Source organism: Pseudonocardia sp. CA-142604 (assembly GCF_050948475.1).
GTDB classification, from domain to species: domain Bacteria; phylum Actinomycetota; class Actinomycetes; order Mycobacteriales; family Pseudonocardiaceae; genus Pseudonocardia; species Pseudonocardia alaniniphila.
The window spans coordinates 1271960-1286211 of record NZ_CP192045.1; the positions used below are offsets into that span (position 1 = coordinate 1271960).

12 protein-coding genes and 1 other RNA gene are annotated in these 14252 nt (G+C 69.4%); 8 read left to right on the forward strand and 5 right to left on the reverse strand.

The genetic code is table 11. The features are described from left to right. The 5 genes from ACQPZQ_RS06110 to ACQPZQ_RS06130 all read right to left on the reverse strand — a co-directional run bounded on the left by ACQPZQ_RS06110 (position 1) and on the right by ACQPZQ_RS06130 (position 7695). Complete coding sequence (locus ACQPZQ_RS06110) at positions 1-1701, reverse strand: ABC transporter family substrate-binding protein (protein ID WP_433292877.1); 1701 nt, start codon at positions 1699-1701, stop codon at positions 1-3. 88 nt (positions 1702-1789) lie between these two features. Further along, positions 1790-3952: an ABC transporter ATP-binding protein gene (locus ACQPZQ_RS06115; RefSeq protein WP_433292879.1), complete on the reverse strand. Its 2163-nt coding sequence runs from the start codon at positions 3950-3952 to the stop codon at positions 1790-1792. Beyond that, positions 3949-4956, reverse strand: coding sequence for an ABC transporter permease (locus tag ACQPZQ_RS06120; RefSeq protein WP_433292881.1), 1008 nt, complete (start codon positions 4954-4956; stop codon positions 3949-3951). The genes ACQPZQ_RS06115 and ACQPZQ_RS06120 overlap by 4 nt, the downstream gene beginning before the upstream one ends. A gap of 19 nt (positions 4957-4975) precedes the next feature. Further along, positions 4976-5953, reverse strand: coding sequence for an ABC transporter permease (locus ACQPZQ_RS06125; protein ID WP_433292883.1), 978 nt, complete (start codon positions 5951-5953; stop codon positions 4976-4978). A 254-nt stretch (positions 5954-6207) separates the two neighbouring features. Further along, positions 6208-7695: a xylulokinase gene (locus tag ACQPZQ_RS06130; RefSeq protein ID WP_433292885.1), complete on the reverse strand. Its 1488-nt coding sequence runs from the start codon at positions 7693-7695 to the stop codon at positions 6208-6210. A 257-nt stretch (positions 7696-7952) separates the two neighbouring features. On the opposite strand from ACQPZQ_RS06130, the gene ACQPZQ_RS06135 reads away from it, so the two are divergent. From ACQPZQ_RS06135 to ssrA, 8 genes are all read left to right on the forward strand, one after another. Continuing rightward, the gene (locus ACQPZQ_RS06135; protein WP_344721485.1) at positions 7953-8468 is read left to right on the forward strand and encodes a PadR family transcriptional regulator; all 516 of its coding nucleotides are present in this window, start codon (positions 7953-7955) and stop codon (positions 8466-8468) included. 25 nt (positions 8469-8493) lie between these two features. Then, positions 8494-9600 carry a peptide chain release factor 2 gene (gene prfB / locus ACQPZQ_RS06140; protein WP_241034929.1) on the forward strand — a complete coding sequence of 369 codons (1107 nt, stop codon included), beginning with the start codon at positions 8494-8496 and terminating at the stop codon, positions 9598-9600. A gap of 180 nt (positions 9601-9780) precedes the next feature. Then, a complete protein-coding gene (ftsE, locus tag ACQPZQ_RS06145) occupies positions 9781-10470 on the forward strand; it encodes a cell division ATP-binding protein FtsE (protein WP_433292888.1) in 690 nt (229 codons plus the stop codon). Between the two features lie 2 nt (positions 10471-10472). Further along, positions 10473-11375 carry a permease-like cell division protein FtsX gene (gene ftsX, locus ACQPZQ_RS06150; RefSeq protein WP_433292890.1) on the forward strand — a complete coding sequence of 301 codons (903 nt, stop codon included), beginning with the start codon at positions 10473-10475 and terminating at the stop codon, positions 11373-11375. A 62-nt stretch (positions 11376-11437) separates the two neighbouring features. Beyond that, positions 11438-11923, forward strand: a complete 486-nt coding sequence (gene smpB / locus ACQPZQ_RS06155; RefSeq protein WP_277398644.1) for an SsrA-binding protein SmpB — start codon at positions 11438-11440, stop codon at positions 11921-11923. Beyond that, positions 11920-12849, forward strand: a complete 930-nt coding sequence (locus tag ACQPZQ_RS06160; RefSeq protein WP_433292893.1) for an amidohydrolase family protein — start codon at positions 11920-11922, stop codon at positions 12847-12849. Before smpB ends, ACQPZQ_RS06160 begins: the two co-directional genes overlap by 4 nt. A 55-nt stretch (positions 12850-12904) precedes the next feature. After that, the gene (locus ACQPZQ_RS06165) at positions 12905-13792 is read left to right on the forward strand and encodes a hypothetical protein (RefSeq protein ID WP_433292895.1); all 888 of its coding nucleotides are present in this window, start codon (positions 12905-12907) and stop codon (positions 13790-13792) included. An 82-nt stretch (positions 13793-13874) separates the two neighbouring features. Then, positions 13875-14246: a transfer-messenger RNA gene (gene ssrA, locus ACQPZQ_RS06170) on the forward strand. Positions 14247-14252: the final 6 nt, after the last annotated feature.

Genomic DNA, 14252 nt, shown 5'->3' on the forward strand with positions numbered 1-14252 from the left:
TCACTTGGTGAAGCCGATCAGGGTGTACTTGTAGTCCGCGAATCCCTTCGCGCCGAAGTTGACGACATTGGGCTTCACGGCCACGGCGTCCGGGCGCTGGTAGGTGAGCAGCGAATGCCCGATGTTCCACAGCTCCTGGTCGATCTCGTTGACGATCACGCGCTGCTTGGCCGGGTCGAGCTCCGCGTTGGCCTGCACCAGCAGGTCGTTGATCTTCTGGTTGCCGATGCGGCCGTAGTTCTGGCCGACTGTGCCCTCAACCAACCGGTAGATGCCGCTCGACGAGCTGATCGGCGACGGCGTCCCCAGCCACGCGAAGTGGGTGATGTCGAAGTTGCCGACGTTGACGAACTGCTCGAAGAAGTTGTCGAGGGGCACCGCCTCGATGTTCACCTTCACGCCGATGGCGCCGAGCTGCTGCTGCACGATCCGGGCTTCCGCCTCGCTCACCGGTGTGCCGGTCGGGATGATGTCGCGGATCGCGAGCTGCTTCCCGTCCTTCACGCGCACGTCGCCCTGCAGCGTCCACCCCAGGGCGTCGAGCTCGGACTTGGCCTTCTCCGGGTCGAAGGTGACCACGCCGGAGTGGTCCTCGTAACCCTCTTGGCCCTCCACGTAGAGGTGGTTGCCGAGGGGCTTGGCGGCGGGAACGATCGGGCCGATCTGCGACTGTGTGATGACGTTGCGGTCGATGCCCTTCATGATCGCCAACCGCAGCTTCGGGTCCTCGAGCAGGGAGCCCGGGGCGCCGTTGAACGTGATGTGGCGGTAGTTGGGGCCGTTCGCCGTGCGGATGACGGTGTCGGGCACCTGCTGAGCGCGCTGGAAGGTTGCCACGCTCGGACCGATCGTCAGGAAGCTCAGCGAGCCGTTGGCGTACGCGTCCGGCTGCGCCGCGCTGTCCAGCCCGACGTAGATGATCCGGTCGAGCTTGGCCGGCTGGCCCCACCACTTCTCGTTGCGCACCACGGTGAGCCGCTTGGCCGTGAGGTCGACGCTCTCCAACTTGAACGGGCCGGCAGTCTGCCCGACGATCGGCTGGTTGATCCAGCCCTCGTTGAAGACCTTGGGATCGGAGTTGGTCTCCCGCGGGTAGAGCGGGATGAAGTTGCCCTTCCAGTCCGCGAATGGCGAACTGTAGGTGACCACCACCTCCTGCGGCGTGGCGCCCTGGGCCACCGATTGGATCACGTCGTACCCGGTCGTGCCGGACACCGTGAAGGCCGGGTTCGAGCCGTTGAGCGCCTTCCACTGCGCCTCGAAGTCGGTCCAGTCGATCGGCCGCCCGTCGTACCAGGTGGCCTTGGGGTTGAGCTTGTAGGTCACCACCTGCGGGCTCGTGCTGGTCAGCTCGGCCGACTCGAGGTAGTCCGGGTCGATCTGGTAGACGCTCTGCGCGTCACCCTTCATGATCAGCGGCATCATCGAATTCATGACGTCCGCGGTGTCCCGCTCCGTGCCGTCGAGCTGGTTGCGGTTGTACTGCGGTGGCATGCTGCTGATCGACCAGAAGAAGTCGCCGCCGTCGCGCACCTGGTCGTAGGCGACCGGGTTCATGTCGTTCCCGGCCTGCGGAGGCGTGCCACCGGTGACGTCACCGGCCGTGCCGCCGCCACCTCCCCCGCCGCCACAGGCGCTCAGCACGAGCGCGGTGGCCGCGGCGAGCGCCACCAACCCCGCTCCTCGACGTGACGGTCTCATCGTTCCTCCTGGTCCATCCGCGGTCGCGGAGTTGCTGACGGGTGGGCGCCGTCATCCGGGAATGACGGGCGTTCGGGGGCGGATGGAGCTAGACGACGGTCTTGATCTCGGACCAGTGGCAGGCCGCCTCGTGATCGACCACGGACGTGCCCGGCCGGGCGGGTTGGGCGGCGACCCTCGGCGGCTCTTCGTCGATGCAACGCGCCTGGCGATCGGCGTCGAGCGTGAGGAACAGCGGGCAGCGGGTGCGGAACCGGCAGCCGGACGGCGGGTTCGCCGGGCTGGGCATGTCACCCTTCAGGAGGATCCGCTCGCGGCGCCGCTCCACCTCGGGATCGGGCACCGGGATCGCCGAGAGCAGGGCCTGCGTGTACGGGTGCTGCGGGGCGGCGAACACCTCGTCGACCGCGCCGATCTCCACGATCTTGCCCAGGTACATCACGGCGACGCGGTCAGCGATGTGCCGCACCACCGACAGGTCGTGCGCCACGAACAGGTAGGCCAGCCCCAGCCGCGCCTTCAGCTCGTCGAGCAGGTTGAGCACCCCGGCCTGGATCGAGACGTCGAGCGCCGACACGGGCTCGTCGAGCACGAGCACCTTCGGCTCCAGCGCGAGCGCGCGGGCGATGCAGATCCGCTGGCGCTGCCCACCGGAGAACTCGCCGGGGTAGCGGTTGATCTGCTCGGACCGCAGCCCGACCAGCCGCATCAGCTCCGGCACGCGCTCGGCGATGTGCTGCTTCGAGAAGCCTTGCACCTCGAGCGGTTCGGCGATCAGGTCGCGGACGGGCAGTCGCGGGTCCAGCGACGCCATCGGGTCCTGGAACACGATCTGCATGTCGCGGCGGATCCGCTTGCGGTCGGCCTTCGACAGGGCGCTCGTGTCGGAGCCGAGCACCTGCACCGTGCCGCCCATCGGCGGCTCCAGGCCGAGGATCTCCAGGATGGTCGTCGACTTTCCGCAACCGGATTCCCCCACGAGGCCGAGGGTCTCGCCTGCGCGGACGTCGAACGTCACGCCGTCGACGGCGCGCACGGTGCCGACGGTGCGCCGGAAGATCCCGCCGGTGCGGACCGGGTAGTGCTTGACCAGCTCGTGCACGCCCAGCACCACATCGCGGTCGGTGCGTGGCACGGCGTCGGCCTCCGAGCTGTCCAGGACGTGGGCGTCGAACACCTCGGCGGCCAGCTCGCCGCCCTCGGCGTCCGCCTCGGCCAGCTCGGCCGTGCGGATACAGGCCGCGCGGTGGTCCGCGGTCGTGCCGGGCGCGACGAGCAGTTCCGGCTCGGCCTGGTCGCATGCGTCGACGTGCAGGGGGCAGCGGGGGCCGAAGGGGCACCCCGGCGGCAGCGCCACGAGTGATGGCGGTTGACCCTCGATGGGCACCAGCGGCTGGCCCCGCCCGACGTCGAGCCGGGGGATGGAGCCCAGCAGCCCCAGCGTGTACGGCATGCGGGGTGCCGCGAAGATCTCGTCGACGGTGCCGGTCTCCACCGCCCTGCCCGCGTACATGACCACCACGCGGTCGGCTGTGCCCGCGACCACGCCCAGGTCGTGTGTGATCAGCACGATCCCTGCGCCGGTCACCTCCTGCGCGGTCTTGAGCACCTCCAGCACCTGGGCCTGCACCGTGACGTCCAGAGCGGTGGTCGGCTCATCGGCGATGATCAGGTCGGGGTCGTTGGCGATCGCCATCGCGATCACGGCACGCTGGCGCATCCCCCCGGAGAACTCGTGCGGGAAGGACTTCACCCGCTCGGCCGCGTTCGGGATGCCGACGAGGTCGAGCAGCTCCACGGAGCGCTTTGCCGCGTTCTTCGCGGTCATCGACCGGCCGCCGTGCACCAGCAGGGCCTCGGCGATCTGGTCGCCCACGGTGTAGACGGGGGTCAGGGCCGAGAGCGGGTCCTGGAACACCATGGCGATCTTCCGGCCGCGGATCCGCGACAGCTCGGTGTCGGACAGGCCGAGCAGCTCCTGGCCGCGCAGCCGGATGGAGCCGCTGATCTTCGCCGACGGCGGGAGGAGCCCCATCACGGCCAGCGATGACACGGACTTGCCCGACCCGGACTCGCCGACGATCCCCAGCACCTCGCCCGGCGCCACCCGATAGCTGATCCCTCGCACCGCGCTCACGCGGCCGTCCTCGCTGGGGAAGGACACATCGAGGTCGGCGACCTCCAGCAGTGCGTCCCCCGGGCCGGGCGGGAGGCCGGGGTCGGCCAGGATGTCGGAGTCGATCATCGTCATTGGGTGGCGACCTTCTTCGTCTTCCGTGCCGACTTCTTCTGGGCCGACTTCGGACGGCGGCGGCCTCCGCGGGAGTTCGGGTCGAGTGCGTCACGCAGGCCGTCCCCGATGAAGTTGACGGCCAGCACCGCGATGACCAGCAGGCCGCCGGCGAACAGGAACAGCCACGGCGTCGTGACCGCGGAGTTGCTCCCGTCGCGGATGAGGGTGCCGAGCGAGACGTCGGGCGGCTGCACGCCGAAGCCGAAGTAGGACAGCCCGGTTTCGAGGAGGATCGTCGCGCCCACCGTGATCGTGACATCGATGATCATCAGCGACGCCATGTTCGGCAGGATGTGCCGTCGGATGATCACCGACGACGGCGCCCCCATGAACTTCGCGGCCTTCACGAACTCGCGTTCGCGCAGCGTCATCGTCATTCCACGCAGGATCCGTGCCGTGATCATCCAGGCGAACAGGCCCAGCAGCAGCACGAACAGGATCCAGCTGCTGCCACGCAGCGCGGGGGAGATCACCGCGATGATGAGGAACGACGGCAGCACGAGGAGCAGGTCGACCAGCCACATCAGCCCGCGGTCGACCCAGCCGCCGAAGTATCCGGCGGAGGCTCCCACCAGTGACGCGATGACGATCGAGATGAGTCCTGTGAGCAGGCCGATCGTCAGCGACTTCTGCAGCCCGCGCATGGTCTGGGCGAACACGTCCTCGCCGATCTGCGAGGTACCGAACCAGTGGCTGGCCGACGGCGGCTGCAGGAAAGCGGTGTAGTCGTACTCGTTGTAGGCCCACGGCGCGAACAACGGGCTGAGCGAGGACACCGCATAGAGCAGGACGAGCGTGAGAAGGCCCGCCAGCGCGAGCCGGTTGCGCAGGAACCGGCGCAGCACGAGCCGCCCGCGAGTGATTCCCTCGGTCTCGTTCGAGGGCGTCCCCGTCGGAACCTCGACGGGTGCTCCGCCGCCCGACGGGACGTGCGTTCCGGCGCCGACGTCTGTGGTGGTCATCGGAATCTCCTGATCGCCGTCAACGCAGCCGGACCCGGGGGTCCAGAAGGGCGTAGAACACGTCGGACAGCCAGCCCGAGATCAGCACCAGCACGGCGACGAACAGTGTGACGGTTGCCGTGATGTTCGTGTCGTCCTGCTCGATTCCGTAGACCAGCCAGTCGCCCATGCCGTACCAGCCGAAGATCCGCTCCGTGAACGTGCCTCCGGTGATCAGCAGTCCGAAGCCGAATGCGAACAGCGTGGCCATCGGCACGAGAGCCGTACGCAGCCCGTGTTTGAAGAGCGCTTTCCGCCGCGTGAGCCCCTTGGCTTGCGCGGTACGCAGGAAGTCGCTGCCCAGCACGTCGAGCATCGCGCTGCGCTGGTAGCGGCTGTAGTACGCGATCTGGCCCAGCGCGATGGTCAGCGTCGGCAGGATGAGGTGCTGGATCCGGTCGAGCAGGGCGGCGCCGAAGCTTCCCTGGAACCCGGGTGAGGTCTCCCCGGTGAACACGAGGAGCTGGGCTCCCGCAGCCGTGTTGAGCTGGAGCGCGCCGTACTTGAGCAGCAACCCGAGCAGGAACACCGGAGTGGAGAGGATGACGAAGGAGAACAGCGTGGCGAAGTAGTCGCTGAACTTGTACTGACGGATCGCGCTGGCCACCCCGAGGATCACCCCGATCCCGATCCCGACCACCGTGCCGAGCAGGAACAGGCGCAGGCTCACACCGATGCGGCGGGGGAGCTCGTCGCTGATGGAGGTGTTGACAACGGTCTGGCCGAAGTCGCCGCGCACGGCGTCGCCGAGCCAGAGGACGAAGCGCTGCGGAATCGGCTCGTCGAGACGCAGCTCGGCCCGCTTGGCGTCGATGGCGGACTGCGGCGGTGGCGGGTTGCGCTCCTGCAGCTTCGCGATCGGGTCGAACGTCAGTGCGGCGAGGGCGAAGGCGAGGAACGTGGCGACGAGGCAGAGCGCGACGTAGTTGAACAGGCGGCGCACGAGGAAGCGAGCCATCGATCTCCTTGCTGACGCCGGATGGGTCTCACCGGTGCTTGTCCGCTCGGCGCGAAAACGGGTGGGCCCGCCGAACTACTGGCGGGTACCTTGGAGGCCACTGTGTGTGTTCGGTGTGAGTTTTCCGGCTCGGACAAGCACACGTAACGTCCAGATGCGTATTCGTGTCCTGATTCGGGACATCCAGGCCGATACGGCTCGGCGCGGCGAGCCGGTTCGTTACATGCCCCGTCCGATCGGCGGACGGGACGGGCTCACGACCGTGGTGGGGCGCTCCGCAGGTCCGCGATGGCGGTGAACGACGGCGACAAGGCCTGCCAGAGCTGTGCGTGGGCGGATGCGAGCGCGTCGTAGTGGTGCTGCTGCGGCCCGGGTTGCAGCGTCGCGCTGCGGTCGGCCGTCTCCATGGCCGATGCCGGCACCGGCTCACCGAGCGCGAGCGCCGCAGCTCGCTGAGCGCCGATCAGGCTCGCGTGCTGTGCGGCCACCGGAAGCACCGGTCTGCCGAGGACGTCCGCGATGATCTGGCGCAACAGGGGGGAGCGGCCGGCGCCACCGGAGAGCGGCATCGGTTGCTCGTCCACTCCGGCCGCGGATGGCATGAGTGCCGCGATCTCCCGCAGGGAGTACGCGATTGCTTCCAGGGCGGCCCGGTAGAGCTCCGCGGGTGTCGTGGTGGGACGCAGGCCGATCACGGCACCGCGTGCTGCGGCGTCGCGGACGGGGGAACGCTCGCCCGCGAGCGAGGGAAGCATGAGGAGGTCGGTCGGTCCGGCCGCCGCCGCGAGCTCGTCGGCCCGCGTGTGGTCGCAGCCGGGAAGGTACGTTCGGCGCGCCCAGTCGAGAGTGGCGCCTGCTGAGAGCAGGGAACCGATCAGGATGGAGCCCTCGCCCCGAGGGCCGACCATACGGTGGAGTGCGCCGTTCGGCCCGGGAGTCGAGTCGGTGAGGATGGCGAGCCCACCGCTCGTGCCCAGGGAGACGTTCGGCGTGTCCCGCTGGTCACCGACCAGCCCGGCGGTGGCCGCACCGACGTCACCCGCCGCGTGGACCAGCGGTAACCCGCTGGGCAGGCCGAGTTCCGCCGCGGGTCCGGCATCGAGCCGCCCGGTGACGGTTGTCCCGTCGACCAGCCGCGGCAGGCGCCCCTCGTCGACACCGAGAGCCGCGAGGACGGGCGACCACCACGTGCTCGCCCCGATGTCGAGCAGGCCGGTGGTGGAGGCGGTGGTGAGGTCGCAGACGTGCTCGCCCGTGGCGCGTCGCGCGATAAGGCCCGGCGAGCCCAGCACGATCTCGCGCGTGCGTTCCAGTGCGCTGGGCTCGTGTTCGGACATCCACCGCAACTGCGCGGCCGAGCTCGACGGATCGGCGACATTTCCGGTGGCCTCGTGCCACGCCGGACCGATCTCGGCAAACAATGTGGACAGTTCTGCGGTGGCGCGGTGGTCGGCGTACAACAGCGCCGGTCGAATCGAGCGGCCACGGCCGTCGAGGAGGACGAGATCCTGCATCTGGCCCGTGATCGCAATGACCTCCGGCGCCGGGCCCTCCGTGGCACATTTCCGGACGGCCGTGACGAACGCTTCCCACCACGCGTCGGGCGACTGCTCGGCGTGGCCCGGCGCGGGCCGGTCGATGGCCAGCGCGACCTCGGACGACGCCACCACCTGCACGTCGTGCAGCACGGCCGCCTTGACCGCGCTCGTGCCTGCGTCCACCACCATGACCCGGGTGTCCATGATTCCCATCCAACACCGTTCGACGGTTCCGCAGGCCCTGCCACGCGTCCGGATATCCGCTCGGAACCGATCTCCGCATTCGTCCCGATAGCTCGGAAATGGAAGATGGAAGGTGAATGTCACACTCTGCGTCACACCGTGCAGAGTGACGATCTTGTCACCGACCGTACTGCTCTCCGACCGATCGAGATGCCATTTTCGGAACGGGGACCATTGTGGAGGGTGCGCCCCGGGCCGCGGGGTGGCACGGTGTGAAGATGCCGCCCGCGAGAGCGACCGCCGTCAACGCCACTGCCGCCGCGCTGCTCGGACTTCTGCACGATGGACCGATGACAGGGGGCCAGCTCGTCGCGGCCGCGGGGCAGCGGTTCGGCTCCTTCTTCTCCGTCACCCGCAGCCAGGTCTACCGGGAGTTGCCGGTGCTCGCGGAGGCGGGGCTGCTGAGACTCGGGAAGCAGGGTCCCCGTGCATCGCAGCAATACGCGATCACCGCGGCCGGGCGGCGGTCGTTCAAGGCCTGGCTCGCCGGGGGCGGTGGCGCCGACCCGCTGCGGAGCCCCCTCGTGCTGCGTCTGCTGTACGCGGGGTCGCTGACGGCGAAGCAGCGTGCCGAGTTGGTGCGCAGCAGTCGCGAGGCCTACTCGGCACGCCTGGACGCCGCCCGCGCCGTGGCCCGGAGCGAGGCCGACCCCTATCGCAAGGCGGTGGCCGACTTCGCGGTCGCCCATACGCGATCCATGCTCAAGCTCCTGGATGCCATCCCGGCGGAATGAGTCGCGACGCGTAACCTGGAGCGTTGTGAACCCCGACGCCGCAGCCGACCTCAAGGACCTCTCCACCACCCTGGAGAGCATCGAGGCGGTCACCGACCTGCCTGCGCTGCGCGCCGAGATCGCCGACCTCTCCGACCAGGCAGGCCAGCCCGACCTCTGGAACGACGCCGAAGCAGCCCAGAAGGTCACGAGCCGGCTCGCGCACGCTCAGGGCGATCTCCGGCGCCTCGAGGAGCTCCGCCGCAGGCTCGAGGACCTGCCGGTGCTCTACGAGCTCGCGGAGGACGAGTCCGACGCGGCCGCCATCGCCGATGCCGACGCCGAGCGCGCCAAGCTGCGCGACGACATCTCCTCACTCGAGGTACGCACCCTGCTCTCCGGCGAGTATGACGAGCGAGAGGCCCTCGTGACCATCCGGGCCGAGGCAGGCGGTGTCGACGCGGCCGACTTCGCCGAGATGCTCATGCGCATGTACATGCGCTGGGCGGAGCGCCACGGCTACGGCACCGACGTGTACGACACCTCCTACGCGGAGGAGGCCGGCATCAAGTCGGCCACGTTCCAGGTGCACGCGCCGTTCGCCTACGGCACCCTCTCGGTCGAACAGGGCACCCACCGGCTCGTCCGGATCTCGCCGTTCGACAACCAGGGCCGCCGCCAGACGTCCTTCGCGGGCGTGGAGGTCACCCCGGTCGTCGAGTCCAGCGACCACGTCGACATCGACGAGAAGGACCTGCGCGTCGACGTCTACCGGTCGTCCGGTCCCGGCGGCCAGGGCGTCAACACCACCGACTCCGCCGTGCGGATCACCCACATCCCCACCGGCATCGTCGTGAGCTGCCAGAACGAGCGCTCGCAGATCCAGAACAAGGCCACGGCGATGATGGTGCTGCAGGCCAAGCTGCTGGAGCGCCAGCGTCAGGAGGAGCGGGCCAGGATGGACGCCCTCAAGGACACCGGCTCGTCGTGGGGCAACCAGATGCGCTCCTACGTGCTGCACCCGTACCAGATGGTCAAGGACCTGCGCACCGACTACGAGGTGGGCAACCCCACCGCGGTCCTCGACGGCGAGATCGACGGCTTCATCGAGGCCGGCATCCGCTGGCGGCGCAGCCACACCGTCGACGCCTGAGCAGGGCCTGCCCGTCCCCCCGGACGAGCGCGACAGGCGTGTAGGCCTGTCGCGCGGAGCGCTGCTGCCCCGGGGCTGATTCGCGCGAACGGGCACGATGTGCCGAGCGGTCGGTCCCCGGCGCCAAGGGGATGGGTCGGGTATCGGCCCCACTCCCACCCGCCGGTAACCTCCGCTCCCGTGATCCGCCTGGAACGTGTCACCAAGCTCTACAAGACCTCGACGCGGCCCGCTCTGGACCGCGTGTCGGTGGCCGTCGACAAGGGTGAGTTCGTCTTCCTCATCGGCCCGTCGGGCTCGGGGAAGTCCACCTTTCTGCGATTGCTGTTGCGCGAGGACGTCCCGACGCGGGGCGACATCTTCGTCTCCGACCTCAACGTCGCGAAGCTGCCACGGCGGCGGGTCCCACGGCTGCGCCAGCGGATCGGCTGCGTGTTCCAGGACTTCCGGCTGCTACCCAACAAGACGGTCGGGGGCAACGTCGCGTTCGCGCTCGAGGTGATCGGCAAGCCGCCCACGACGGTCAAGAAGGTCGTGCCCGAGGTGCTGGATCTCGTCGGGCTCTCGGGCAAGGCCGACCGGATGCCACACGAGCTGTCCGGCGGTGAGCAGCAGCGCGTGGCGATCGCCCGGGCGTTCGTGAACCGGCCGCTGGTGCTGCTGGCCGACGAACCCACCGGGAACCTCGACCCCGACACGAGCCAGGACATCATGCTGCTGCTCGAGCGGATCAACCGCACGGGCACCACGGTCGTGATGGCCACGCACGACCACTCCATCGTCGACTCGATGCGTCGGCGGGTCGTCGAGCTGGACCTCGGACAGGTCGTTCGCGACGAGTCACGCGGCGTCTACGGCGTAGGGCGGTAGAGGTGCGCACCGACTTCGTCTTCCGCGAGGTCATCACCGGCCTGCGGCGCAACGTCACGATGACGATCGCGATGGTGCTGACCACCGCGATCTCGCTCGGTCTCGTGGGCACGGGGCTACTGGCCGTTCGCACGATCGACCGCACCGAGCAGCTCTACAGCGACCGGGTCGAGGTGCAGGTCGCCCTCACCTCCGACGTCTCGGCCAACGACCAGGACTGCAGCCAGCCGATCTGCTCCGGTCTCAAGTCGACCCTCGAGAACTCACCGCTCGTGGAATCCGTGCGCTACGAGAACCAGGAGCAGGCCTACGAGCGCTACAAGCAGCTGTTCGCAGGGCAGTCGCTCGCCGACCTCGTGCGCCCCCAGTCGTTGCCGTCCACGCTGCGTGTGCGGCTGGCCGACCAGGAGGCGGGCGCCGACGCCGTCCGCCAGGCGATGACGGGCCAGGTCGGTGTCCGCAACGTGATCGACCAGCGGGACGTGGTCGCGAAGCTCTTCGACTTCCTCGGCGGCGTCCGCGATGTCACCTTCGCGCTGGCGCTCGTGCAGGCCGTCGCGGCGCTGCTGCTCATTTCCAACACCGTGCAGGTGTCGGCCTTCACCCGGCGCACGGAGGTCGGGGTCATGCGGCTCGTCGGCGCAACGCGCTGGTACACCCAGCTGCCGTTCCTCATCGAGGCCGTGGTCACCGGTGTGGTGGGCGCCCTCATCGCGGCGGGTGGGCTGCTGGTCGGGAAGTTCCTCTTCATCGACGAGTTGCTCAGCGGGATCGTCTCCAACGGTGTGGTGCCGCCGATCGAGGTGGCCGACATCGTCTGGGTCTCGCCGATCCTCGTGATGATCGGCGCCGGGATCGCCGCGGTCACCGGCTACGTCACACTCCGCCTGTACGTCCGCCTGTAGCCCGTTCGCCGCCACCCCTCGGAGTGCGGCAACCGGGTGGCCCGTCCGCGTACTCTGGACAGGTGAAGGAGAAAGGCCGCTCGATGATCGCGCAGAACCGGAAGGCACGGCACGACTACGCGGTCATCGACACGTACGAGGCCGGCGTCGCGCTCCTCGGCACCGAGGTGAAGAGTTTGCGTCTCGGTCGGGCGTCGCTGGTCGACGCATTCGCCACCGTCGATGACGGCGAGGTGTGGCTGCGCGGGTTGCACATCCCCGAGTACTCCCAGGGCAGCTGGACCAACCACGAGCCTCGCCGCACCCGCAAGCTGCTGCTGCACCGCGGGGAGATCGAGCGGTTGATCGGCAAGATCCGCGAGGGTGGTCTCACGCTGGTGCCGCTGTCCCTGTACTTCAAGGACGGCAAGGTGAAGTGCGAGATCGCGCTCGCCCGCGGTAAGAAGGCCTACGACAAGCGCACCGACCTCGCCAAGCGCGACGCCGACCGCGAGATCCAGCGGGCCTACGGCCGCGCGGCCAAGGGGCGGGCACGGGAGCTGCGATGACGGAGGCGGTGCCCGCCGCTGATGTTGTTCCGGCTCCGCCGGTGTCCGACGACGACATTCCGCGATTCCTCGCCGACCTCGGCCTGCCGGGGATCGTCGACGTGCACGTCCACTTCCTTCCCGAGTCGGTGCTCCGCAAGGTCTGGGCCTACTTCGACCAGGCGAAGGTCCACTACGGGATGGAGTGGCCGATCCACTACCGCACGCCCGAGGCGGAGCGCGTAGCCACGCTGCAGAAGCTCGGCGTACGGGCGTTCGCGCCGCTGGTGTACCCGCACAAACCGGGCATGGCCCGCTGGCTCACCGAGTGGGTCACGGAGTTCGCCGCCGCCACCCCCGACGCCGTGCCCACCGCCACGCTCTACCCGGAGCCGGACGTGGCCGACTACCTGGGCGCGGCTGTCGAGGCCGGTGCGCGGGCGGTGAAGGTGCACGTCCAGGTCGGTGCGTTCGACCCGCGCGACCCACTGCTGCGGCCGGCATGGGGGCTGCTCGCCGACGCGGGCGTGCCCGCCGTCGTCCACTGCGGGAACGGCCCGCGCCCCGGCGTGCACACCGGACTGGACGTGTTCGGCGAGGTGCTCGCCGAACATCCGCGGCTGCCGGTGGTGCTGGCCCATGCCGGCATGCCCGACTTCGGCGATGCGCTGGGGCTCGTGCACCGCTACGAACGGGTGCACATCGACACCACGATGGTCGGCACCGCGTTCAGCCTGCGGACGGCACCGCTCCCGTCCGACTGGACGGCACGCCTCTCGGAGGTCACCGACCGGGTCGTCTTCGGCTCCGACTTCCCCAACATCCCGTACGCGTACGTGGAGCAGGTGCAGGCCGTCGCGGGCTGGGCCGCCGCCGACGATCGGCTCGGCCCCGCCTTCCTGCGATCGGTACTGCACGACACCCCGCGGCGGCTGCTCGGTCTCTGACGATTGCCCGGTTGTTGTTCATCGACACGGGGTAACAGACGGCATGGAAATCGGGGTGGCTGTCGTCGTCATCGTGCTGATCTTCGCGGTGCTGGCCTTCGCAGGCTTCGCTGCGGCACGGGTGCGCAGGCGCAAGGAAGAGGAGAACCGCCTGGAGGCCGCCGAACACCGCCACGAAGCCGAGATCCGCAGTGCGAGCGCGGAGCGGCGCGAGGCCGAGGCCTCGGAACGGGCGGCGCGGGCTCGGCACGAGGAGGCGCAGGCCCGTGAGCAGGCCGCCCGTGCCCAGCAGGACCGGGAGGTGGCCGAGGAGCGGCGGAGCGCGGCCGACCGGATCGACCCCGACGGGCCGCGCGGCCCTGCCGACAACCGTGGGGAGGACGCGGCGGACTCCACGCGGGACGGGGACCCCGCCGTCCGGACGGACCGGATGAACCTCGGCAACGGCAGCGGGACGCAGGCTGCGCCGGATCCCGCCGGCCGGACCGACCGCATCAACCTCGACGATCGCTCACCGCAGAACGCCGATCCCGCCTCTCGCACGGACCGGATGAACTTCGCCGGACGAGCGGAGGACCGTCCGGCGTCGGCCTCCGGCGTTGCGCATGAGGGAACCGGTCGCGAGGTCTCGGGGCCTGCGACACCGCCCGTGAGTCGTAGCGTCGTCGGCGGCACCGAGCCCGGCCGAGCGGACGTCCCTACGGGCGCCTCGCAGGCCGATCGGCCTAGTGCTGAGCCCGGCGAAGCACCGCCGCCAGACGCGTCGATTCCGAGCCAGCGCAGCGGGGAGCGCGAGCAACCGTTGGCGGACCTCGACCCCGCCGGGCAATGCACGATCCCGCCCTCCGGTGGGCAGCCCGACACGGCGCACGACCAGGCCAGAGACACCGAACGCAGCCCGGTGCGAGCGATCGCCGACCGCATCCTCGGCCGGGGCCGCTGACGCGCGTGTCACGGGCGGAACCGGGATGAAGCCGGACGCGTCAGGCGTTACTCTGTACGGACGCCCGAGAGTGGGCGCCGAAGGGGGTGAACGGTTTCGACTTCGGACGTCGATCAAGGGGAAGCGTGTCGAGAAAGGCGACAATGATCTCGTTAACCACGTGTCGCAACCTTATAAGCGCCGATTCCAATCAGCGCGACTTCGCCCTCGCCGCCTGAGCGAGTGTGAGTCTGTCGGACCGGGTGCGTTCCCCGACCCGGACCCCGGCATCAGCTAGGGGACTTACCTGTCCGCCCGGTCGCGGGGCGGACAGGGACACCAAACAGCGACTGGGATCGTCACACCGGCTGGTCCGCACGACCGGTGGATCCGAGTAGAGGCAGCGCGGACTGCACACGGAGAAGCCCTTGTGAAGCGACGGAGGACCCGGGTTCGATTCCCGGCACCTCCACCCCTGACA

Coding starts and splice junctions, on each gene's coding strand:
- ACQPZQ_RS06120 (WP_433292881.1), bottom strand. CDS start 4,956: ATGACCACCACAGACGTCGGCGCCGGAACGCACGTCCCGTCGGGCGGC.
- ACQPZQ_RS06130 (WP_433292885.1), bottom strand. CDS start 7,695: ATGGACACCCGGGTCATGGTGGTGGACGCAGGCACGAGCGCGGTCAAG.
- ACQPZQ_RS06135 (WP_344721485.1), top strand. CDS start 7,953: ATGCCGCCCGCGAGAGCGACCGCCGTCAACGCCACTGCCGCCGCGCTG.
- ACQPZQ_RS06160 (WP_433292893.1), top strand. CDS start 11,920: ATGACGGAGGCGGTGCCCGCCGCTGATGTTGTTCCGGCTCCGCCGGTG.
- ACQPZQ_RS06115 (WP_433292879.1), bottom strand. CDS start 3,952: ATGACGATGATCGACTCCGACATCCTGGCCGACCCCGGCCTCCCGCCC.
- ACQPZQ_RS06125 (WP_433292883.1), bottom strand. CDS start 5,953: ATGGCTCGCTTCCTCGTGCGCCGCCTGTTCAACTACGTCGCGCTCTGC.
- ACQPZQ_RS06110 (WP_433292877.1), bottom strand. CDS start 1,701: ATGAGACCGTCACGTCGAGGAGCGGGGTTGGTGGCGCTCGCCGCGGCC.